A 23,441-nucleotide genomic window follows, 5' to 3' on the forward strand; every position below is an offset into this window, starting at 1 on the left:
CTCAAAATGAGGCAGATAGCGATTACGGGGATAGCGAATAATCAGCGCTTTCAAAGCGTAAATCGTAACGGTATTAAATGGTGACTTACTGCGGCAGCGCCGAAGAGTGGTGGGTAGAAATCAGCCATTTTTCACCGTTCCAGCTATAAGTGAAGGTATAGCGGGCGGCTGCCTGGCTGCCATCACCAAAGGTGAAGGTATAATGACCCGTATCAATCGCCTTATTGCATCCAAGACGAATAGTGCGGCTGTCGATTTTACCAACAGGTTTTTTTGCCAGGAACTTTTCAAAGTAATCAATACGTTCTGCGTCCGTCAGGCGAGCTTTATCTGACAGTGTGGGTAATAAAACAGCATCACTTAAATAATTTTCAGAAACGGTTTTGGCATCGCCAGTTTGCAAGGAGTCGTTCCAGCGATCAAACATTGCGGCAACTTCTGATTCGTTCATTTTAACGCATGATGTGCTGTCCTGAGCAAAAGCAACGGTGCTGCTAAGCACGCCCGCAATCATCAAACCAATTAGCCCTGCTTTCATTTTTTTCTCCGTTTATTCATATCCGTAATGGTGATTAAGATAACAAATATAATTAAACGGGCATTAAATATTGGGCTTGGCCAGCCTGTTTTTACATTAATAAATATTATTGGCGTTATTAATTTGTTTTTTTGGGGAGGGCCGTAATTTAAATTTAGACTGGATGTTTTATTTATATTAAAAATAAATATGAGTTGTTGGTTTTTTTAGGAGGTTTTCTACAAGGGTTTTTCTGAAAAAAATGCCGTAATCGGTTATGCGACCGAAAACGGCACAGGATTTATCAGTGCTGAAGGAGCTGTTTTACCCAGGCAATGATTTCGGCATCTTTACCCTGTTCAAACAAACACTGCTGGAAGCGTTTACCACCAACGGCCGTTTTGACCAGTTCCGGATCGATAGCGCGCAGCGTATCCAAATAATTATCTTTTATTACCGCGCTTTTCACCTGGTTCAGGATGCCAGCGTTGCGAACCTGAGGCTCTTTGCGCTCGACGGGATAACCTTCGCCTTTGCGCCCGGTAAACGCCTTCTCAAATATATAGCGGACGTTCAGTTCGGCACCCCAGCCAAAGCCTTTGGCGAAGGGCAGTGAAAGCGCGTTGCCGTTATTGATCTGTGCGAACAGAAAAGCGTCTGCCGGATCGATGCAATAGCCGCAAACTACGCCAGGGTGAATATTCAGTGACATTAACGCTCCCTGACCGGTTCCGCAGCCAGTAACAACAAAATCAACGGCTTTTGCATTTAATAGAATGCTGGCCATGATCCCAAGATGAATGTAGGTCAGGTGATGATCCTGTTCATCGCTCATGCCAACGTTGTATACGGCATCTTTGTTTTCGCTCGCTACTGCCTGTAGCTGCTGTAATACCAGCGCATTTTTGCCCGCCTGGCTATTTTCCATCATCAGTGCAATATTCATGTTTTCTCCTGCATTCAGCCTGTTTTGTTAATGAGAAGCGCGCTATTAACGCGCGAGCCAGCCGCCGTCTACGGCGAGGGTATAACCGTTGATATAATCGGAAGCCGGTGAAGCAAGAAAAACGACCGGCCCCATTAAATCTTCAGGGCGTCCCCAGCGCCCGGCAGGGATACGCGCCAGGATCTCCGCACTGCGGTCTTCATCCTGACGCAGCTGCTCGGTGTTGTTAGTGGTCATATAGCCAGGAGCCAATGCATTGACGTTAATACGGTGTTTGGCCCATTCGTTTGCCAGCTGGCGAGTCAGCCCCATTACCGCACTTTTGGAGGCGGTATAAGAGGGTACGCGGACACCGCCCTGGAAAGAGAGCATTGAGGCAATATTGATAATTTTGCCGCCGCGCCCCTGTTTAATAAACTGGCGCGCCGCCAGCTGCGATAAAAAGAACAGGGTTTTGACGTTAACGTTCATTACGTCATCCCAATCCTGCTCGCTGAAGCTTAACGCCTCATCACGTCTGATAAGGCCGGCATTGTTGACCAGGATATCAATGCTTCCCATCTCCTCAACCGCACGTTCCACTAGCGATGGCAATTCGTCCTGCCGCGTGAGGTCGGCTTTCAGACTGAGAAAGCGTCGCCCCATCGCGGTGACTTGAGCAGCAGTATCGTGCGGCTCGCTGCGATTAATCGCCACAATGTCGCAGCCAGCCTGTGCCAGGCCGGTTGCCATGCTTTTCCCTAAGCCGGTATTGCATCCGGTGACGATCGCCACCTTTCCATGTAGAGAAAAATCATTCAGGATCATGCGGTTTCCTCATTTACAGATAGACGTGCAGGTATTCCACCAGACACAGGATCGCCATCGCCTGGCCATAAGGCATTGAGGTGAGTGGAATCTGGCGGTAGAAATCGAGGTCTTTACCCATGCCTGTCCCAAAGGAAACCTGGGTCAGTTCACCTTCAGAATTAATCCTGGAAATCAGTCCTTTAATCGCCTTTTCCGCTACGGCGATATAGCGGGGATCGGCGCAGTGACGTCGTGCGGCTTTTAACATGCCGAAGGCAAAGCCAGCCGTCGCAGAGGCTTCAAGATAGGAGTTCGGGTCATCAAGCAGCGTGTGCCACAGACCGCTTTCATCCTGGCATTTTTCCAGTGCGGCCAGCTGGCGAGACAGTACCTGTTGTAAAAAGCGTCGGGTTGCATCCTTTTCAGGCAGTTCAAGCAGCTCGACGAATTCCGGAATAACAATGGTCAGCCAGCTGTTGCCTCGCGCCCAGCGAGCATTGGCAAAATTATGGTGGCCATCGAACGTCCAACCGTGGAACCACAGCCCGGTTTCCTTATCCATCAGATGCTGAATATGCAGCAGGAACTGATACTTGGCCTCTTCTATATAATCCTGGCGGTTTAACAGCTTGCCGATCTTCGCTAACGGCAGTACGGTCATCATTAGCGTGTCGTCCCACAGCTGCTGATGATTCTCTTCCGCCAGCGTGATGTGCTGCAAACCCGCCATATCGGTACGCGGCATGGCATGCATGATCCAGTCTGCCCAGCTTTCCAGATAGGGCAGCCAGCGCGGATCGCGGGTTTCTTCATAACGGTAGGCCAGCGTCAAAAAAGGGCAAACCGTGTTGACGTTGCGGGTCGTTGACCCTTCAGCAAAACGGTCGCGGAACCAGTTATCAATAATGGCGCGCAGTCTGTCGTCACCCGTTTGTTGGTAGTAGTGGTGAATGCCGTACAGGCCAATACCGTGCGTCCATTCCCATCCTGCCCAACCTTTCGTATCAATGACTCTGCCATCATCCAGCCGCAGCAAAAACTCGCCGGTTTCGTCGGTTATATTCACCAGATTATCCACCAGCTTGTTAATCAGCTGATGGAGCTCATTGCTGGAGATAAACCGTTCTGGCTGGCACAGAAGCGGGCTATGTTTTACTGGGTATACGACCATAATTACCTGTCCTCGTGGATCTGAAGTTGACTATAAATGTGTTAAGCGATCGTCTGGGTTATCCATTCCCGCTTCGACGGCCCGGCTGGAAAGCGGACTTACCGCGGGCTTATTACGGTTCAGATAACCAATATTGTTATTTCCCCACAGCGATTCATAAGGCATGCCCGATAGCATTTCGACGGTGGCTCTTGCCTGAGGAGTGATGTTGTCCGGCACGACATTACCTGCCGCACGCATTTTTTCCGTTTCTTCTCGCAGAATCTGATGCGTTTTGAGGTTCAGCCGGAAGCGAAGGGAGATTAAAAAGCCCATCAGCAGCATGACCAGCGTACCGCCGCAGAGAATCAGCAGAATGGCGTGGCTGACGCCTGGAGCCTGCTCGGTTTTACCTGCGACAAAGCCGGAGAGCTGCATCAGAATCCCAACCAGCATGACCGCTCCCGCCTGTGAGGCTTTACGTGTCAGCGTCATGATCCCGGCAAAAATACCTTCACGGCGCTGGCCGGTAATAACTTCATCAACGTCAGCGATGTAGGTATAGATATTCCATGGGACATAATTAATACCGCCACGGCCCAGACCTGCAACGGCTGAAATCAGCAGCAGCAGTGAGAAAACATCGCTCATCCCGCTGTAATAAAGTACGCCGTAAGACAGTGTGCTCAGGCCAAACAACACGACGACGATGCGATAAGAAGGGGCAGGCCCGATACGAATACAGAGCGGGATCATGCCAATAACGGCAACAAATTGCAGAATGGCCATCGTGCCCATCAGGTTTGAGGCTACGGTCGCCTCCTGCATCAGCACAAACACCACGTAATAAGTGAAGACCGCGTTAAAGACATCCTGTGCGATATATCCACCCAGATACATACCGATATGCTGACGGAAAATACGGATACGCAGTGTTGAAGAGAGCTCAACTCCCAGTCGTCTCAGACTTTGTCCCAACGTCAGCTTCTGCTGCTCGGCTTCCAGTGCAGCGGCAGATTTTTTCTCGGCAGGACGTTCCCAGGTAAAGAAATAGACCAACGTCAGGACTATTGCGCACAGGACCGAGAAGACGAGGCTGGAATAAAAGAAAGAGAGCGGATTATTTTTGCCAAAGTAACTTAATAAAATGCCGGGTAAGAAGGCCGCAAGGATGGCAGAAAGCTGGGCCAGCGCGATGCGAGCACCGGAAAATTTGGTTTTCTCTTTGAAGTCATCGGTCATTTCCGGCACCAGCGTTTCGTAAGGTACCAGAATGGAGGTATAGACCACCTCAAACACCAGATATGTCAGCAGGTAGTAGATGTAGGTCATATCGCCCAGCCACATCAGGCTGTAAGTAAAGACCAACGGAATACCGGTAAGGATAAAGAATTTACGTCGGCCAAAGCGTTTACCCAGCCAGGTGGAGCCAAAATGGTCGGTCAGATAGCCCATCAGCGGGCTGGCGACGCCGTCGACCACGCGGGCCAGAGCAAAAATTGATGTGGCTTCTATCGGGCTAAGGCCGCAAAAAGTCGTATAAAAATAGAGAAGCCAGGCCGAAGTCAGGGCCATTGTGCCCGCACCAAGAAAATCCCCTGATCCATAGGCGAGATAATTAAGCGTTCCTGGTTTACGTATCGTCATAGTGTCCATTCCTGATAAGCCAATATGCAAAGCCCGGCTGTATGTCGGGAGATGGGTGTACGTTAGATTCATGGCGACCAGAAAACCTTTGCGATTTTGCCAACCGGATCTGAGAAATGGCGATAAGTAGAAGATAAAGAGTGCTGAGTTCACCAATTTAATAAAATGCTGTTTCATTTTTATTGAATCAGTTCTGGCTCGCTTTTCTGCGAGTGAGGTAGCGTACAAAAGTGGGTAACCGCGAGCTAAATCAAAACTACAAATGAGAATGCTTCTATAGTAAGTAAGCCATCAACCTCCAGAAGGAAAGGACTATGAAAGCTGCAGTGGTTAATAAAGATCATTCCGTAGATGTAGTAGAAAAGAACCTGCGTGCGTTGGAACACGGCGAAGCATTGCTAAAAATGGATTGCTGTGGGGTGTGTCATACCGACCTGCATGTTAAAAACGGTGATTTTGGCGATCGAACCGGTGTGATACTGGGCCATGAAGGTGTCGGTGTTGTAAAACAAGTGGGACCTGGTGTGACGTCGCTTAAAGTGGGCGATCGTGCCAGCGTGGCGTGGTTTTATAAAGGCTGTGGGCACTGCGAATATTGCACTACAGGGAATGAGACGCTGTGCCGTGACGTGCTCAATGCCGGGTTTACCGCCGATGGCGGCATGGCTGAAGAATGCATTGTGGTGGCTGATTATGCGGTGAAGGTGCCGGATGGGCTGGATTCCGCCGCCGCCAGTAGCGTAACCTGCGCCGGCGTTACCACTTATAAAGCGGTTAAGGTGTCGGGTATACAGCCTGGAAAATGGATTGCGATTTATGGGCTGGGCGGCTTAGGTAATCTGGCGTTGCAGTATGCTAAAAACGTGTTTAACGCCAAGGTGATCGCCATCGATGTTAACGACGCTCAGCTACAGTTTGCGAAAGAAATGGGTGCCGATTTAGTGGTGAATTCTGCGAAAGAAGACGCCGCAAAGGTTATTCAGGAAAAAACCGGTGGGGCGCATGCCGCGGTTGTCACCGCGGTAGCCAAAGCAGCCTTTAACTCTGCGGTTGACGCGATGCGCGCTGGCGGTCGTATTGTTGCTGTAGGTTTACCGCCTGAATCTATGAGCCTGAATATTCCTCGTCTGGTGCTGGACGGTATTCAGGTTGTGGGATCGCTGGTGGGGACACGTGAAGATCTGGCCGAGGCGTTCCAGTTCGCCGCAGAGGGAAAAGTCGTTCCTAAAGTGACGAAACGCCCTCTTGAAGATATCAATACGATTTTTACCGAGATGATTGAAGGGAAAATCAAAGGCCGTATGGTGATTGATTTTACGAAGAATTAAGCGTTAATCGCCGCTCTTTTGTCACCCTGGGGAACCGGTGAGTGCTTGCCTGTAGCTGCAACAGTCTTTTGCATCCTACAGGCAAGCTTCAGGCCTGCATAAAAAAGCTGGATCGTGCCGGTGCCTCAGGCTCCAGAAGGCAACAAAGGCTTAACCACAACAACGAAACCAACCAACCTGTATTTCCTCGCATGATCATTTCCTTTTAACACGCAGTAACAAATTAACTTTACTCTGAAAGCGGCAGTTCGCCACACGGCAAAGCTCTTTTTGTTAACAAAAGACAGGGCCTGTTATTTTTGACGCTGCCAGAAACGGTCATTTAGCGTTTTTTCCGCTAAGGTTAAAGGCTGTTTAAGCTCACTTTCTTTTTTCTGAACGGTTCAGAATCCTGATGAGGATTAATCGTGTGTTAAAGACTTTTCGTTTGCTGTTATCAACAGGCGCGCTGGTTATGTGCAGTGCGGCTGCAGTTGGCGCTACGCCGCAATATGGCCCGGAGTTGCAAGGTTTCAGCTTTCCCTATCCTGTTGAAAAATATAGTTTCACGTCGCAAAGTGAAGCGTTGGCGATGGGGTATATTGATGTAAAACCGCAGGGGAAAGCCAATGGCCGCACCGTGGTGATGATGCACGGTAAAAATTTCTGCGGCGTCACCTGGCAGGATTCGATCGAGGTTTTAAGTCATCAGGGATATCGGGTTATTGCGCCGGACCAAATCGGCTTTTGCACGTCAACCAAGCCCACGCACTATCAGTATAGTTTCCAGCAGCTGGCGCTGAATACGCACCAGCTGTTGAACAGCCTGCATCTTGATAAGATTACGCTGGTGGGCCACTCGACGGGCGGTATGCTGGCAACGCGTTATGCGCTGATGTATCCGCAGCAGGTGGAACAACTGGTGTTAGTGAACCCGATAGGTCTCGAAGACTGGAAAGCAAAAGGTGTTCCATGGCGCAGCGTGGATGACTGGTATCAGCGGGAGCTAAAAACCTCCGCAGAGAGCATCAAAAAGTATGAGCAAAAAACTTACTATGCCGGACAGTGGAAGCCAGAATACGATCGCTGGGTAAATATGCTGGCCGGGCTGAACAACGGCCCGGGCAAAAAGGTGGTGGCGTGGAACTCGGCGCTGCTTTACGACATGATTTTTACCCAGCCGGTCTGGTACGAGTTTAAAGATCTGACCATGCCGACAACGCTAATGATCGGCACGGCGGATACCACGGCTATCGGTAGCGATATTGCTCCGCCTGAGGTTAAAGCCCGGATTGGTCATTACAACGCGTTAGGTAAACAGGTCGCCAAAATGATCCCTCACTCAACGCTCATTGAGTTCGCAGGGATGGGCCATGCCCCACAAATGGAAGATCCGGTAAGGTTCAACCAGGCGCTGGTTGATGCGCTAAGTCAGCACTGAACCTACTGGCACTGTGCCGTGCAGGCCTGGAGACAGGCCTGCGTCTTCGCACTACAGCCACTGTTATCGTTGCGGTCACACTGGCTTTTTTGCACATAGCAGTTTTGCTGACACTGACTGCTATTGCACTGTGCAACAACAGGCGTGACCAAACCCAGCGCCGGTTTCGCGGTGGGCTCCCACGACTGGGCAAATAATGCGCCGGGAAAGCTCAGTAAGGACAGGAAGAACAAGACGAGAAGTTTCATTTTTTTCTCACTTTCCTGAGAACAAGAGTTTCTGTGAGACACAGGTTATTAATGAAGTATAGCAACAGTTATTGCGGGCCTTTTGCCTGTAATATTCGCTCCACGTCATCCCTGGTTAATGAATAATTAAAAAAGCGCTGATAAAAATCCTGCGTGGTTTGCACCATATCCAGCATTGGGAAAAGTTCAGGATGCAGTTTTTTTGCCGCCCACTGAATTTGCAGCGCAGCCTCTGTGCCATAACGATCCCAGGGAAACACCCCGGCTGGGTTCTGCCATACCTGATGGGTTTTAACGGCTTTCAGGCTGCTGAACAGCGTAGCGTAGTCGGAGCTGGCAAGCGTTCCGGCACCGGCGCCAATAATGATAATATCCGGCTGCCAGTACAACACGTTTTCTGGCGACGTTTCCTTCATATTACCGTCAACTTCTGCGGCAGCATTCCGGCCACCTGCCAGCTTAATCCAGGTATCGATCAACGTATTGCGGCCGTCAACCTTCAGCGGATGCAGCGACTCAATATGCAGTACGCGTGGGCGTTGACTGTCACTCAGCGTGGCCGTTTTTGCTGCTATGGCCGCAATTTTTTGGTCAAGGTAAGCATTATAGTCACTTGCCCGCTGACGAGCCCGATCGGTTCCGACGACTTCAGCGGTGGTCAACAATGAACGTTTCATGGAAGGAAAATCATCAAAGCGCATGACGAGCGTAGGTAATCCGGCGCGACGGTAGGCGGCTGCGTCGCCATCTTCTGCCGCGACAAAAACCGTATCCACCTTCTGTGCCAGCAGCGCTTCGCTGTTGAAGCTGCGACCATGGACGCTCAGCGCCTGATTGAGCGAAGGCTGGATCTTAAACATCCAGGGCCGATCGCTGGCATGGTTCACGGTTGCAACAATGCGGTCGCCTGCGCCAAGCGTCATTAACAAGGAATGATGGGCGTACCAGCCGTCGGCGATACGTTTGGCTTCCTGCGGCACCTTGACCTGATTGCCCGCATCGTCAGTGACGACGCGGGCGGAGGCAGTCAGGCTGATACCGTAACTCAATACTGCCAGTAACGGCAGCATCAGACATGTCTTCATGGTTAACCTCATCAAAAATTCAGCTGCATAGAGACTTGCACCATGCGAGGTTCGCCCAGCTGTGCGCTGGCATAGCCGGCGCCGCTGTAACCATTCAGGCCGCCAGGCACAATATTGGTCCAGTAATGGCGATTGGTCAGGTTGGTCATATCCACGCGGAAGGTGGTGTCAGTATTAAACAGCCGGGTCTGATAACTGCTGCCGAGATCAAAAGTAGCATAGCTGCCTGTCCAGCTGTCGTTGGCGTTATCCGTACTGCGACGGCCAACATAGTGCATACCGCCATGCACGTCTGTCCCACTCATAAACGGCAGATCGTAAGCGGCAAACAGACTGGCGGTATAGCGGGCCAGGCCAACGATTTGCTTGTCCTGAGTGCTGGCGCTGGCGGTATCGCGCAGACGGGGATCGAGCCAGGTCATGCCGCCATACAGATGCAAATTAGTCGTGACGTCGCCATCCGCCATCAGCTCCAGCCCGCGGTTGCGCTGGTTGCCGTCGACGGCATAGTCGCCACTGGCTGTGGTGTAGGCGAAAGGCCGGTCAATTTGAAATAGCGCAGCGGTCAGCAGAACTTTATCTACCGCCAGCTTGCTGCCCACTTCTACCTGCTTGCTACGATAAGGCGACAGAATCGCGCCAGCGTTGTTGGCGCCGGTAGGTGCGGTATCACCCTGTTGCAGGCTGTCGGCATAAGTGACATACAGCGTGAGCGGGTCAACGGGCTTATACATCAGGCTGGCAGAACCGCTAAAGCCCTGGTCGCTGGAGTCACTGGTACGGCTGCCTGTTTTTGCATAATTAGCGGAAGTCAGAAAGCTTTCACTTCCAGCCAGCAGCAGGCTCCATTGCGGCGAAAAGGTGAGCGTATCGCTGAGCAACAGGGCCTGTTGGGTGGCGCTTGCCGAATGATAGCGATGGGTGAAATCCGGATAATCCGGCTCGGCATAAGATTGAGGATTGTCGAGCGAAGCGCTGCCCAGCGTCGACGTTGCGCCATTTAACGGATTGTAATTTTTCCAGACGAAGCCGCGGATCCCGGTAGAAACCTGATGATGCAGCCAGCCGGTATCGACTTCTCCGTTCAGATTCGCCATATAGCTGTTAATGGTAAAACGGCTGGCAGTTGCGGAAGAGGTGGTCGTTTTATACTGCCCGTCACGGTCGGTGAAGGTGTTGGTGACCGCGGTCGATTCCCGATCTGCAATCTGGCGTAGTACACCTATTTCGCCCTGCCAGTTGCCGTCAAAATCATGTTTCAGATGTAAGCCTGCGGTCAGCGTATGGTTATCATCACCGGCATAGGCCTGACCGAGGTGCGCGGTTTTTGGATTTGGCGCTGCCGGGAAAGAGAGTCCACTGCCCAACGCAAATTTTCCGGGCAGGCCTTTATCATAAAAATGGTAATAGCTAAAATTGGTTTCCAGCACGGTTTTATCCGTGAGGGTGATATCCAGCGCCAGGCTTGCCAGCTGACGACGCTTTTTACTGCCGCTGACATAGCCGCTACCTTCATCATCAAGGAAATTGGCGCGATAACGCAGGCGATCGTTATCATCTAACGGGCCACTGAAGTCCCCGGCAACCAGATGGCTAAGGCCGGTACCTGCGCCAAACGTCAGGCTGTGTTGAGCAATATCCGTTGGCCGTTTGGCGACAAAGTTAAACAGGCCTGCCGGATTGGCCGGGCCGTACAGCGAGCCTCCCAGGCCATTGAGGACTTCGATATGGTCGAACTGTTCGGCGGCATAATCGGTGGTGGAAACGACGTTAAGCCCATCGATCATTGAGTTTTGGACAACGCTGCCTTGCATACCCCGCGTCTGAGGTCGGGCGCCATCACCCTGTACCGAGGGCATATAGCGGTAAATGTCGCTGATGCTTTTAAGCTGTTGACGCTTCATCAGGCTGGGTGAAACCACCTGTACGGACCAGGGCGTGTTGCGGATTTCCTGCTTGCCCAGATTGCCGAGCGTCGCCTGTTTATCCACCGCGGCTGCCTCGGCATTCGCAGAGGGAGCCTCCACGGTTAATGTTTTTTCCTGGCCTGCTGAAACTTGCTGTGCCATGACCAGCACTACGCCAGGCAAAAAGGTTTTATATGCCACTGTCATTTTTTGTTATGCCTTGCAGAAACGGGGAATGAAAGCGCCACCGCGATGATGATTGCCGTACAGCGCGCGCAAAGGTTAGCACATCGTTATAAATTTTGGTATATAGCGCAAAACTGAAGTTGATGAATAAATGACTCGCGTTTTTTCGCTTTTTCTCGGGAGAAATGAAATATTTTGAGGCAATTTTAATTTCTGACAAAGCAGGTATACTCTTTGTCATAGTTGACGGGTTTTATACAGGGGGGATGTTACATTATTAACACCAACTTTTTTCTTATTAATTACTTTATGACTCTTCCAGTGACTGCCGGAGAAAGCTTTCTGAAACCATAAGTCTGTATTGCCAGTGGAGTGATTCAATGGATGGTTTTATTTATGCTTAATCTAATTTTTTTGGTTAATTAAAAAAGATTATTGAAATAGCTTTTTCTTAAAAAACTCTACTTCACCAGTCTTTTATGTCAAGGATGACGTGTATGCTTAAAATTCTTATTGTTAGCGATGATATTTATTTTATGAAGGGGCTTGAATCGCTCATTTTTGAAGTCAATGGCGGTTTAATAAAAAAACGCATTAATTTTGTTATGTCGAGAAAATATGTTGCGTCAAATGATGCGAATATTATTTTCAGAGGCTGTCTGGCTAGTGTCCGGATGAAGAAAAAAGAATGCCTGTGGCCATCTGAAATGTCCGCCAGCAATAATATGACATTGCATATTCCTTTTTCCTGCCATGATGATAATTTACAGGGGATTATGGGTAAAATAAAAAAGCTCCTGCTTATCGCCAGCATGGACCACTCAGGCAGTGCCGCGCGAGAGAAATATAAGAGTATTGGGCTGAAGGATTTTATGCAGCTTTCAACAACTGAAAGTAAAGTTATGCTGTTAATCGGGGAAGGCCACAATACAGAACTTATCTCAAAAATGCTTAATCGTTCGGAAAAAACAATTAACACGCATTACCGTAATGCCAGCAGGAAACTGGGTATGGTCAACCGCATCGAATTCTATCGCTGCGCCTCTTTCATTGCCAACAGCGGAAGTAAAAACTGGAGTATTATTTGCCTGTAGCGGCAAAAGGCCCGTAAATGTAGCCGATGTGCGGGCCTTATCTGTAAAAATAACCGATGCTACATTTTTTCGTCGGCTGGAAGCGTTTCCGGGTTAAAACTATTGATTACCTGTACATAATGCTTGCGTTGAAACTCATTAAATTCGTCCTGCACCGCAAGCGTGAATATAATGAGGTTTACTCTTGCGGGATTGATAACAGGATGATAAGGGAGCGCAACAAAAGATTGCACCTGCTTAACAAGATGCCCATCCTGGTAGAAACGATTTGCTATTTGGATCACAGGCAATTTGGCCGGTCCCAAGGTGTTTTTTAACATTTCTCCTTCGTTATGGTAGCCCGGTAGCGTATTTTCCAGGAAATTCATCTGGGCTTTACCAAACTCTTCCAGCGTTTGTCCTGCGGTCATAAACGCGCGGTTAACCAAAATAGAGTATTCTTTTTCATCCGGATCGCGGAAACGCAGGATATTGATGCTTTGATCGTAAGCGGGATCGGGAGTCAAAAAACTCCCTTCGTAAATAAGATAGGTTTTTTTATCGTTGCTCATAGTCCCTTACTCGTTTCGATGAAATGATGGTCAGCCAGCGGAATCAGTTCCACTCGCCTGTTTTGCCGTTGTCCTTCGGCGGTGTCATTGCTGGCAACAGGATTAGTGTCGCCTTCACCTTTAATAATAAATCGGCTGGCGGGAAGGTGCGTATGATTTACCAGCCAGTCGCGTACCGCCTCTGCTCTTTTCTCTGAAATTGTCTGATTTAATCGGTAGCTGCCAGTGTTATCGGAATGGCCCACGATCAAAAAGCGACTTTGTCCCTTCATCACCACAGGTAACAGTTCGCTTAGCGCTTTATCATTTTCTGGCAAGAGCACTGCGCTACCCTGAGTAAATACGGTTACGGTGCTACCAGCCTGATGTTGGGGCACTTTTTCCTGCCCGGCCGTCATCTCCCGTCTGTACCTGAACTCCCTGTGCTGGCTTAAAAACCAGCCCGCTACGACTATTGCGACAGTTAACAACCAGACCAGTGGCAGGCAACCTCGTGGCCTCTTTTTTTCTGCCGCCTGGGGGCTGGATACAGGAATGAAGGGAGGTGCAGGCAAACGTGTCAGTGCGGGGAGCGGCGTTGGCAGGGGTACTGGCACCACGGGGGAGGGCTGCGCCTGAAAAGCAGGTAACGGAGGCATTGTTAACGTACGTGAAAGGCCCGGATAGAGGTGAAATTTATCGCCTATCCAGTTTGCCCAGGCACCGTGACGCGTAAACCCATCGCTGTAATCGGCAAGCAATACCATATCCAGCGTTAATGAGGAGGTGGAAAAAAGCGATTCCAGCGAGCGCACGATCCCCGACTCCCACAGCCAGCAGAGCAACATATCTGTCATAACATAGCGATGCAGCGCGTGAACATTTTGATGGCATTGCTGCCCAAGTATGGACGTTAAACGGCTAAAAGCTTTTTCCGGATCGGCTCCACGGGCCTGCGTCCATCTGCTTTGTTCGGTGTGGCCATCAGCACGATCCTGGCTCAGACGAGCATATAAGCCGAGGATACAGGGCAGTTTCTCACCTTTTTGCGCAATGAAGCGCCACCTGGCTATCTGCGACAGGATCAGCGCCTCGTTTTCTTCGCCATCCGGCAAGATGGGGAAAAAGGTAACGATTTCTGCGGCATTATCACTGCTGCGCAACTGCTCCAGACATTTCGCCAGTTCGTCTTTTTCCGCTGCTACTTTCCAGCAGATCTTCTCCGCTGTTTGTGGATTCGGAAACCATTTTTTTGCCCAGGGGCCAATAATAATGACATTAGTGACGGCCGGCAGCATCTGCTTCGCAGCCGGTGCGACGGCATAGCGTATGCGCAGCTTTTCTATTTTTATGTCATCGATCAGGCCGTGAGGAATGAGAATAAGTAAGCGATGAGCATAATTAAAAATCTTGCCCTTGCTGCTGGTGAGCAGGTTTTCAAATTGTTCGCTTAGCGGTGCTGTCGCCCGATCGTAACCGTAAAAATGGCGATCAAGAAGATAGCGCTGCCAGTCAGTTTCGTGAACGGCAAGGCAGTGACTGATATGCTGGTCAAGATAACAGCAGAGAATTTGACATAATTCGTCAATCTGCGCCTCTTCACCTTCCTCAGCGAGCAGGGCTTTACTGAACGTTTCAATAAGCTGCACCAGCCTGAGTTGCAACCCCGCGAGGGAAGGGATCACCCCATCAAAAGTGAGTAAAGTGTCGACGCAAACTATGCGATTAAACAGCGTTTCGCTTTTCACCAGCTTCTCTCCACCACGTTGCCCCATCCTGCGCTATGCAGATAAGGACTGATACGGATCACCCAAGGTTGCAAAGTGAATGAAGTCGTAAAGCTGAGGGTGACACTCATTTCTTCACCACCCTCAAGTGCCAGAGCGCGATCGATTTCCGCCTGAAACAGCGTCTTTTTCTGCAAAAGATCGTTATTACTGCTGTAAATGCCGACATGCAACCAGGCCAGCTCATCAAACTCGCAGCCCAGTTCCTGTCTCGCAATCGTCACCGTTTTGTTACTGGTTGCCGTGAGCCTGCTCTGCCAGCCTTCTTTTGGCGGCCCGGGAAACCAGGCTATGCGATCCTTACCCATCACTTCCGGCAGCGCGATGCAGTGCTGGAAACTGATACCGGCCGCGTACTCAAATTCGCCGAGGCTTCGCTCATTCCCCAGGCCCCAGTGGCCTGGATCACACGCTTCCTTTTCTATGCCGAGTAATACCTTCACTCGTTTTTTCGACAGGCGATCTCTTTCCCACCATACGCAGGAGATCGAACCGGCTTTTTCCGCCTCATCGTTATGATCGCTCCAAATCCGCGCATGGTTTTCCCGACCATAAAAATGCCAGAGCAGAATCTTATGGGGATGCCAGATGTCGTAGCCGTGAGTAAATGCACGCACGGCCATTGCAATCTCCTCACCCTCAAAGAAAATCAGCGGATCGTTAGGTACCTCACGCAAAAACCGGGCTTCGGCAAAAATAAAGCCGCCCGCCAGATAGCTGCCGCGCACGGGTGCGTTACTTTGAAAATCTACCGAGGTGAGTTGCAGGATTTTTTCTGAAGAAAAACCGCGTAATACCAGCCTGCTGACGTATTCTGCTTTCTCGTCTTCTTTTCCGGGTTGATAGCCCGGTGGATAAGAAGAAATGATCGGCTTTGCGCTGTGCTGCTTCATCTGCTGCAGCAGGGAAATCATTTCAATGTCCCAGCCATCTATAAAACGGCAGTGAGAATCGATTTGCAGGCAGTAATCTTCCTGCTGGTAAAGCTTTTCACACAGGCTTCTTGCCCAACAGGCACCTTCGCTAAGAAAATAATCAATGCAGAGTATTTGCAGCCGATTGCCCTGATGCGCAAAGATAAAAAGATCGTGTTCGCCAGATTTTGTCTTTTCACAAAGCGTAAAACCTGCCTGCTGAAATAATGAAATATCCCCGTCATCCTGCCAGCAGACCGTGATGTTCAGCGCCGACAGGCCCGATGCTTTTTCCAACATGTTGTGCAGCGTGGGGAGCAACTCTGCGTCGCGATAGCTGGCAATACTGACGAAGATTCCAGGTTGAGCATTCATTGCTTATTCCTTACCCGGGTCCAGCCTGGCGATAACGTCTGGTGGTAAGATTTTCAGCAATTCCGGAAAGCTTTTTCCTGTGGCCAACTCGGCGAATTCAAGTAATACACTCACCGGACTGCTGGGCTCCATGCGCATAAACCATTGACGGATTTCCCGCATTTTTACCAGCGCTTCCTGGCGACTGCTGATGCCTTTCTGTATGGAGGATGAGGCTGCGGTGGCCGGTAAATTTTCGCCGGCGCCTGGTGCTATAAATGACCTGTCCATATCTTCATCCTGTTGTGCAGGGAAAGATGCCGCCTGACCGGGCAAAACCGGCGGAGAAAAAGAGGGATCGGGCTTGCGGGTAAATAAGTTAAGGACAGCGCTCAGTCGCGAAAAATCAGGCGCATCATCGCCCAATGATGCCTGTAACAGGTGTTGTAATGCGTTCAGATGTTGCCCGGCATTTTGCAGAGAGAGAATGGCCTCGTCCTGACGCATTTCCCACTCCTGCCGCAATGCCGCCGCCGTAGCCTCGGGTAGGGCGCCTTCTTCACGAGGTGAGGCATACGCCTTTTCAAAATCCTTAATCATCAGCTGTAAACCGGCTGCTTTAGGTAACGTTTGGTTTCGCAGATCCTTCAGCAGGCCACCGCTATCTTCCAGCTCCAATAAAGCATTAGCGCGCATCAACGGGTCGTATTCGCCATCTTCAACGAGCTGTGGATAGATTTCGGCCGGATAGGCCATAAGAAGGGAGTGCAGCGCCTGAAGGCCCTCCTCAAGTGCAGCCACGCCAATTTGCCTGATGCGACAACGTATTAAGATGACAACCAGGCGGATGTCTTTACTTCGTTGCAGCAGCATCAGGCAGTCACGCTCTGTCTCTGTCCAGTTCACCGGTTCGGCAGCTTCAATAAAGCTGCCATATTCCGCGTTCAATCGCGGCTGTAGCCTTGCCTGGAGCATAAGAAAGCCAGCATCGTATTCCAGATTTTCCCCGCAGAAACAGGGGCCGGGCAGCGGCTGTAGCAGCTGTTGATAGTAGACGTGAGTCAGCATCCTTACTGTCATAGTGTTGTCCTTAACGGGTGAGGAGGTTTGGCGCCTTGAGCCTGATAGCGTTCTGGTTCAAAACTCATGCCGTACACCGGTTTTGTGCGTTCTTCTCTTTCCAGCCAGACGGCATAGCCCAGTTGATGATTGCCGCTAAGCGACGCCTGCGGAACCTCGTGAGCGGCCAGTACTAACTGCGCATCCCAGGCATATTCAAAGCCGATAAAATTGCGAACCCATTCTTTTAATACTGGCAAATCCGATCCCCACGGATTGAAGCGCATATATTGCTCCAGCGTAAGTGGGCCAAGGATAAGCTTGAATTTATGCTGTCTGTCGCGAACGGTATCGCCGAGGATGGCGCCATCACCCAGCTGTAGAGCGGCGTCTCTCTCGCCAAGAATCGAACAATCCTGAGCATCAAGAGAAATCCACTGCGTGACATACTCTTCCATCTGCGCATCGACCTGAAAGTAATAGCGAATGGCACCCAGCAAACCATCGGGGTTACGCGCCTCACGGATGAGATGCGCAGAGGAAGCCAGGCGGGCATGCGCGGGTAAGCATTTGGTGGATAAATCCTGCGGATCCATGCCGATCAGGCTGGCGATATAAAAGGAGAACCGTTCGTCGCTGGATCTGTCCAGTGATGCCGTATCCTGAGCCACGAACCAGGCACGATAAAAAAGCGACAGCGCGCGATGATGAAAAATATCCACAAAGTCCGTCAAAGTGGCATCGCGCTGCGCTGAACGGGACCAGGCCAGTTCAGAAAGATGCAGCGGTAAAGCACCCTGCGGCCCCCAGGAGCCAAGACCAAACAGCCGTAGCTGCAGTCGGCCATCCTGCATGTCCATGTGCGAAATTTCACGGGGAGAAAATGCCATGGAGGCTGCCTGCCCAAGGCGGAACATCTCCTGCGAAGGCCTTGCCGCCGTACCGGGCAGGGACATCTCAGGGTTTTTGGCGCTAATCGCACGCATAAGACTGATAAAACCCGCTTGCCAGGGCCGATCCTCATCAAACCATGCGTCCAGTGCAGGGCGTTGATTTTCCATTACAACGCTCCTCGCTTACCGGGACGCCCCGGCCAGCCGGCCACTTTCCCTCGCTGCATCGAATGCAGTTCTGTTTCGGTAAAAACATTTATGGACGCGTGTCGGGAGAGATAGTTCTCCATGATCAGGCCAAACAGATAAGGACTGATGCCGGAAAATCCTTGCTCATCCACCGTCAGCATGCAGCGAATACCTCTGCCGTACACCAACAGACCCTCACCCGGCAAGCGACGCGTAACCGGTTCTGTTTTACAACCAATCAGGCTGTCGACTTGCGCATTTGATTGATGATCCGAACCGTTAAGAAACAGGCGCAGCATATTACGTAGGGATTCGCCGCCAGAATTGTGTTCCATATCAGACAGTGGCAGATAGTTAAAACTGAGCTGGCGGATCAAACGCCACGCCGACTCACCCAGCGCAAAAGGCGCACGTGGCGCACTGGGCTGGCAGATAAACGATGCGCCAAGAATAGGGACTGCATCTGGCATGGAAAGATCGTAGCCGTCGCTTTTGGCAATGAGTCTGGGTAAATCCCTGTTGGTCACCATAGCTTCTACCGTCAGATAGCGTATCCGATCGGCATAAGGCGCTTCCTGTTGGTCGACCAGCGAAACGAAAACCTCCGTACCCAGATAAGGCGTTCTGGTGTCATATTTACGCCTGCCATCCTCCCTGATCCTGGCTTCACGCTGAATGGAAAAATAGCGGCCAAAATTGCCGGAATCACAATGACGGGTTTGATAAAGCGGATTAAAAACAACTTCTTCATTCTTTTCCGCTTGCTGACCCAATACTTTGTTGACGGAAAATACTTCAAAGTCCAGCGGGCGGCTGCGATCGGGCACCACGTGAAAAGCGTTAAGCGCCCGGTTAACTTCAATTCTGTCCACGATTTTGGGAAAAAGATTGATCACCGGCGTACAGAACAATAAAAATTTTGACGGATCAACATGACCAATCAGCTCCTGCGGGAGCCGGTCCAGCAGAACGATTAATTCCGCTTCGCTGGTATGATTATTTTTCAGGCCAGCAGATAACTGCGTCAGTGTAAAAAAGTAAAACCGCTGACGGCAGGTAAAATACTCATGAATGAGATTGTGGCCGTGAAACATGTTCCACGACAGCGGCAACAGCGTCTGGTCGGGACTCAGGCCTTCGAAAGCGAGAGGATGCTGACTGATAACCACATCCCGGTCTTTTTCATCGCCCGAGCGGATGATCATGGCGACATGGCTGGTGTGCAAAAGCTCAAAAAGATGGGAAACAATTCTTTCATCGCCATCAATATACAGCGGCAGCCGATCGAGAGACGTTAACTGGGAAAAAACTTTATCGTCATGCAGCTTAAGCCGGATACGCAGCGCGCCTTTCAGCCTGCTGGACTGAATACGGTGCTTTTCCAGATTGGGCATGTCGGGGGGAATGGATGTCAGGCGGACTTCGGTGATCTCAATGGGCCAGAGCATTACCTCCTGTCCGTTACGAAACTCGCAACGACTATTTTCTCCTGGCAATATTTTAGTATGAAAAGTACTGTTTTTAGGAACCAGATAGCCCTGAGTTAAATCACCTTCTTTTGAATTGGGCACCAGTTGTACCACGCCCATTGATGGCGTGGGCGCATTATAATTGGGGTAAACAATATCCAGCAGGCGTTGAGTAAATTTAGGAAATTCTGCATCCAGTTTTAGTTGCGTACGCGCAGATAAAAAACAAAAAGCTTCTATTAGACGTTCGACGAAAGGATCGGCTACTTCTACGCCATGCATACCTAAGCGAGAGGCTATTTTAGGGTGTTTTTCGGCAAACTCTCCCGCCATTTCTTTCATGAAGGTGAGTTCCTGATTGTAATAATCAAGAAATTTATGATCCATGCCCTGTTCCGTTCATTCCATTGTTTAACCCGCAAGGGTTATAGCATGGTGAATCATATATGCTCAATATTAAGTTCGAGAGGCTAATAAGTATTTTATAAAAAATCCTTTTGTTAATAATGGTTTATGGTTTTACAGTGGGGATAATCAGGAATAAGTTTCGGGCTGAATTCTTAAATTTTTATATTCCTAAATTAAGGGCTTTTTGTTTGCGATTTTCTTGATTAGGATAAATTCACTGTGAACCACATTATAAAGCGCTATTAAGGAATGATAACGTGGCGATTACCAGATCGAATTTATTTGGCAAGCTGGATGAGACTCTGTTCAAAAGTATCGAGAGTGCAACCACGCTTTGTAAGCTGCGTGGCAACCCTTATGTCGAACTGGTTCACTGGTTAAATCAGCTTTGGGGCCAGGGCGAAAATGACTTCCGCCTGATTGCCCGGCATTTTGAAGTAGATGCTGAGGTTATGGAAAGCGGATTTACTCAGTCACTGGCTCGTTTGCCTGCGGGTGCCAGTACCTTATCTGATTTCTCTTATCATATTGAGCTGGCCATTGAACGCGCATGGATTTATGCCAGTCTGGAATGCTACGACAGCCGTATTCGTAGCGGGCATTTATTGATCGCCATGCTGACGACTATGGAGTTGCGCCGCGCTTTATTCGCTATTTCTCCCGCTTTTGAACGTATTTCGCTGGAACATTTAACCCATGATTTTGGCTACATCACGCAAAACTCACCGGAAGTTAGCGAATCAGCCCAGGACGGTGCCGTCCCGGGCGAAGCCAGCAATGCCCTCAGCGTGGAAAAACGCGAGGGTGGGCTAAATCAATACGCCACCGATCTCACCGCACTTGCCCGTGAAGGTAAAATCGATCCGGTCACGGGACGCGATCGTGAAATTAGTACCATGACGGATATTCTGCTGCGCCGCCGTCAAAACAATCCCCTGTTAACCGGCGAAGCGGGCGTTGGTAAAACGGCAGTGGTTGAAGGACTGGCGCTGGAAATCGTGGCGGGTAATGTGCCGCCGGCACTTGCCAAAGTTCGTTTGCTTGCGCTGGATGTCGTTGCGCTTTCCGCCGGGGCAAGCATGAAAGGCGAATTCGAGGCGCGACTGAAATCGGTATTAGAAGAGGCTATCGCTTCGCCACAGCCGGTGATCCTTTTTATTGATGAAGTCCATACGCTGGTGGGCGCGGGTGGTACTGCCGGAACCGGTGATGCTGCCAACCTGTTGAAACCGGCGCTGGCGAGAGGCCAGCTGCGGACAATTGGCGCGACTACATGGCGTGAATTCAAACGTCATATCGAGAAAGATCCGGCGCTAACCCGGCGCTTTCAGGTGTTGCAGGTAACGGAGCCGGATGAGGAAACCGCAGCCTGTATGCTGCGTAGCCTGCTGCCGGTTCTCGAAAAACATCATCAGGTCTGGATTACGGATGAGGCATTACAGGCTGCGGTTCGCCTTTCACATCGTTACATTCCAGCCCGTCAGCTGCCGGATAAAGCCATTAGCTTGCTGGATACCGCCTGCGCTCGTGTCGCAGTTGCGCAACACACGCCGCCTGCGGAGTTACAAATCCTCAAATTTCAGATGGAAACGGCACAAACAGAATTAGCCTTAACGGAAAAGGCGCTGCATCTGGGTAAAGGTAAGAAAGGCGATGCGGATTCTCTGATTGAGCGAATTGCTCAGCAAACAGCAAAATTTCAGCAGCTCGACGGACGCTGGCAAAGTGAAAAAACGCAGGTCGCGGCCATTATGGCAGTGCGTGAAGAATTACAGTCGCTGGCTCAACAGGGATCGCCAGAAGAAAAGAGCGTCTTGCAGTTGCAAAACAAGCTGGCCGGGCTTGAAGCCGATCTGCAAACGCTTCGTGGCGAGCAGCCGCTGGTTCACGCGGAAGTTAATGCTGAGGTGATCGGCAGCATTGTCGCAGACTGGACCGGCATTCCTGTGGGACAGATGCTGAAAGATGATATTCGTGCCGTTCTTGAGCTTCCGCAGCGGTTGGCGGAACGGGTAATTGGTCAGGATCATGCGCTCCGTCAGGTCAGCGAAAGTATTCAGACCGCCCGAGCAGGACTGGCCGATCCGTGTAAACCCATCGGCGTATTTATGCTGGCGGGCCCTTCTGGCGTCGGCAAAACCGAAACCGCGTTGGCCATAGCTGAACAGCTTTACGGTGGTGAGCACAATCTCATCACCCTTAATATGAGTGAATATCAGGAGGCGCATACTGTCTCTTCACTAAAAGGTTCACCGCCGGGCTACGTCGGTTATGGTGAAGGTGGCGTATTAACCGAAGCCGTGCGCCGTAAGCCTTACAGCGTGGTATTGCTGGACGAGATTGAGAAAGCGCATCCGGATGTGCATGAGCTTTTTTTCCAGGTTTTCGATAAGGGGCGCATGGAAGATGGCGAAGGACGACAGATTGATTTTAAAAATACCATATTGCTCCTGACCAGCAATGCGGGTAGCGAGCTGATTGCCACGCTCTGTGCTGATGCGGATACTGCACCTGAAGCGGACGGGCTGAAAAAGATGCTTCAGTCCGAGTTGTTGAAAACATTTCCGGCAGCATTTCTGGGTAGAACTGCTGTGGTGCCTTATTTGCCGTTACAGCAGGCGTCATTACAATATATTGTCCGACTCCATCTCAATAAAATCGGTGAACGCCTGCAACAACAGCATGCTGCTTCGCTGTATTACAGCGACGCGCTGGTAAAACATATTGTCGATCAATGCCCTGTAGCCGAAACAGGCGCGAGAATGTTAATTCGTTTTATTGAACAAAATATTGCGCCAGAAATGGGGCGTCGCATTCTTGCTGGTGAACTTGAAACCGCAGGCCGCACAGTTTATTTAGAGTGTGATGAAGAAGAACGGATAAACATTGTTTTCAGAAATAAATAGCGCTGATTGGGACGCCATGTAGCCTGATAATGCTATGGCCAAATGTTTAAAAGGAATAGAAATCCAGGAAAGGGACATCATGAATAGAAATAACGGTAGTTCGCAAAAATTTATTGCCAGAAATCGGGCGCCTCGCGTACAGATTGAATATGATGTGGAAATTTACGGTAGTGAGAAAAAAATAGAGCTGCCTTTTGTTATGGGTGTTCTGGCCGATCTTTCCGGTAAAGCGCTGGAGCCGTTAGCTCCGGTGGCAGACAGGAAATTCCTCAACATTGATATCGACAATTTTGACGAACGAATGAAGGCGATGAAACCCCGAGTCGCTTTCGCTGTAGCGAATACCCTGACCGGCGAAGGACAGTTAATGATTGATATGACATTTGAAAGTATCAATGATTTTTCGCCGGATGAAATCGCCAGAAAAGTTGATTCGCTTTCGCAATTGTTGGAGGCACGAACCCAGCTGGCTAATCTGCAAACCTATATGGATGGGAAAGCGGGAGCAGAAAGCCTGGTGATGAAAGTGTTGAAGGACAAAACGTTGCTTTCCACGCTGGCTTCAGCACCGAAGCCGATCGCTGCGCCTAATGACGCATCACCGAAAAATTGATT

19 protein-coding genes are annotated in these 23,441 nt (G+C 50.3%); 5 read left to right on the plus strand and 14 right to left on the minus strand.

The features are described from left to right. Positions 1 to 85: 85 nt before the first annotated feature. From AAGQ96_RS00890 to AAGQ96_RS00910, 5 genes are all read right to left on the minus strand, one after another. Positions 86 to 538, minus strand: coding sequence for an SgcJ/EcaC family oxidoreductase (locus AAGQ96_RS00890; protein WP_147193865.1), 453 nt, complete (start codon positions 536 to 538; stop codon positions 86 to 88). Between the two features lie 283 nt (positions 539 to 821). After that, a complete protein-coding gene (locus AAGQ96_RS00895) occupies positions 822 to 1,463 on the minus strand; it encodes an RpiB/LacA/LacB family sugar-phosphate isomerase (RefSeq protein WP_147193866.1) in 642 nt (213 codons plus the stop codon). A 45-nt stretch (positions 1,464 to 1,508) separates the two neighbouring features. Beyond that, entirely contained in the window at positions 1,509 to 2,270 is a 762-nt protein-coding gene (gene kduD, locus AAGQ96_RS00900; RefSeq protein ID WP_147193868.1) for a 2-dehydro-3-deoxy-D-gluconate 5-dehydrogenase KduD, read from the minus strand. A gap of 13 nt (positions 2,271 to 2,283) precedes the next feature. Further along, positions 2,284 to 3,423: a glycoside hydrolase family 88 protein gene (locus AAGQ96_RS00905; protein ID WP_342754610.1), complete on the minus strand. Its 1,140-nt coding sequence runs from the start codon at positions 3,421 to 3,423 to the stop codon at positions 2,284 to 2,286. Between the two features lie 30 nt (positions 3,424 to 3,453). Further along, on the minus strand, positions 3,454 to 5,049 hold the full coding sequence (locus AAGQ96_RS00910; RefSeq protein WP_342754611.1) for an MFS transporter: 1,596 nt from the start codon (positions 5,047 to 5,049) through the stop codon (positions 3,454 to 3,456). A 314-nt stretch (positions 5,050 to 5,363) separates the two neighbouring features. Here AAGQ96_RS00910 and adhP point away from each other — a divergent pair, with 314 nt between their 5' ends. Further along, a complete protein-coding gene (gene adhP, locus AAGQ96_RS00915; protein ID WP_147193875.1) occupies positions 5,364 to 6,377 on the plus strand; it encodes an alcohol dehydrogenase AdhP in 1,014 nt (337 codons plus the stop codon). Positions 6,378 to 6,831: 454 nt separating this feature from the next. Continuing rightward, the gene (locus AAGQ96_RS00920; protein WP_342755606.1) at positions 6,832 to 7,797 is read left to right on the plus strand and encodes an alpha/beta hydrolase; all 966 of its coding nucleotides are present in this window, start codon (positions 6,832 to 6,834) and stop codon (positions 7,795 to 7,797) included. A 2-nt stretch (positions 7,798 to 7,799) separates the two neighbouring features. Here the strand turns inward: AAGQ96_RS00920 and AAGQ96_RS00925 are convergent, their stop codons facing one another. From AAGQ96_RS00925 to AAGQ96_RS00935, 3 genes are all read right to left on the minus strand, one after another. After that, positions 7,800 to 8,045 carry a hypothetical protein gene (locus tag AAGQ96_RS00925; protein WP_147193878.1) on the minus strand — a complete coding sequence of 82 codons (246 nt, stop codon included), beginning with the start codon at positions 8,043 to 8,045 and terminating at the stop codon, positions 7,800 to 7,802. A 68-nt stretch (positions 8,046 to 8,113) separates the two neighbouring features. After that, complete coding sequence (locus tag AAGQ96_RS00930) at positions 8,114 to 9,115, minus strand: ABC transporter substrate-binding protein (protein WP_342755607.1); 1,002 nt, start codon at positions 9,113 to 9,115, stop codon at positions 8,114 to 8,116. Between the two features lie 26 nt (positions 9,116 to 9,141). Then, a complete protein-coding gene (locus AAGQ96_RS00935; RefSeq protein WP_342754612.1) occupies positions 9,142 to 11,244 on the minus strand; it encodes a TonB-dependent siderophore receptor in 2,103 nt (700 codons plus the stop codon). Positions 11,245 to 11,720: 476 nt separating this feature from the next. Between AAGQ96_RS00935 and AAGQ96_RS00940 the strand changes: the two genes are divergently transcribed. Then, the gene (locus tag AAGQ96_RS00940) at positions 11,721 to 12,317 is read left to right on the plus strand and encodes a helix-turn-helix transcriptional regulator (RefSeq protein WP_342754613.1); all 597 of its coding nucleotides are present in this window, start codon (positions 11,721 to 11,723) and stop codon (positions 12,315 to 12,317) included. A 59-nt stretch (positions 12,318 to 12,376) separates the two neighbouring features. Here AAGQ96_RS00940 and AAGQ96_RS00945 read toward each other — a convergent pair whose 3' ends face one another. The 6 genes from AAGQ96_RS00945 to tssF are packed head-to-tail and all read right to left on the minus strand — an operon-like array spanning position 12,377 to position 19,899. Continuing rightward, entirely contained in the window at positions 12,377 to 12,868 is a 492-nt protein-coding gene (locus AAGQ96_RS00945; protein WP_342754614.1) for a DcrB-related protein, read from the minus strand. Continuing rightward, positions 12,865 to 14,595, minus strand: coding sequence for an OmpA family protein (locus AAGQ96_RS00950; RefSeq protein ID WP_342754615.1), 1,731 nt, complete (start codon positions 14,593 to 14,595; stop codon positions 12,865 to 12,867). The genes AAGQ96_RS00945 and AAGQ96_RS00950 overlap by 4 nt, the downstream gene beginning before the upstream one ends. Next, a complete protein-coding gene (locus AAGQ96_RS00955; protein ID WP_342754616.1) occupies positions 14,592 to 15,923 on the minus strand; it encodes a GlcNAc-transferase family protein in 1,332 nt (443 codons plus the stop codon). Before AAGQ96_RS00955 ends, AAGQ96_RS00950 begins: the two co-directional genes overlap by 4 nt. Before the next feature lie 3 nt (positions 15,924 to 15,926). Then, positions 15,927 to 16,982 (minus strand): type VI secretion system ImpA family N-terminal domain-containing protein, encoded by a 1,056-nt coding sequence (locus tag AAGQ96_RS00960; RefSeq protein ID WP_342754617.1) that lies wholly within the window; start codon positions 16,980 to 16,982, stop codon positions 15,927 to 15,929. Then, positions 16,979 to 18,022: a type VI secretion system baseplate subunit TssG gene (tssG, locus tag AAGQ96_RS00965; RefSeq protein WP_147193897.1), complete on the minus strand. Its 1,044-nt coding sequence runs from the start codon at positions 18,020 to 18,022 to the stop codon at positions 16,979 to 16,981. Before tssG ends, AAGQ96_RS00960 begins: the two co-directional genes overlap by 4 nt. Continuing rightward, positions 18,022 to 19,899: a type VI secretion system baseplate subunit TssF gene (gene tssF / locus AAGQ96_RS00970; RefSeq protein WP_147193900.1), complete on the minus strand. Its 1,878-nt coding sequence runs from the start codon at positions 19,897 to 19,899 to the stop codon at positions 18,022 to 18,024. The genes tssG and tssF overlap by 1 nt, the downstream gene beginning before the upstream one ends. Before the next feature lie 278 nt (positions 19,900 to 20,177). Between tssF and tssH the strand changes: the two genes are divergently transcribed. Together tssH and tssB are read left to right on the plus strand one after the other, a co-directional pair. Further along, positions 20,178 to 22,826 carry a type VI secretion system ATPase TssH gene (tssH, locus tag AAGQ96_RS00975; RefSeq protein ID WP_342754618.1) on the plus strand — a complete coding sequence of 883 codons (2,649 nt, stop codon included), beginning with the start codon at positions 20,178 to 20,180 and terminating at the stop codon, positions 22,824 to 22,826. 76 nt (positions 22,827 to 22,902) lie between these two features. After that, the gene (tssB, locus tag AAGQ96_RS00980; protein WP_147200485.1) at positions 22,903 to 23,439 is read left to right on the plus strand and encodes a type VI secretion system contractile sheath small subunit; all 537 of its coding nucleotides are present in this window, start codon (positions 22,903 to 22,905) and stop codon (positions 23,437 to 23,439) included. Positions 23,440 to 23,441 lie beyond the last annotated feature (2 nt).

It is taken from the genome of Pantoea sp. MBD-2R (assembly GCF_039134845.1).
Taxonomy (GTDB): Bacteria; Pseudomonadota; Gammaproteobacteria; order Enterobacterales; family Enterobacteriaceae; genus Erwinia.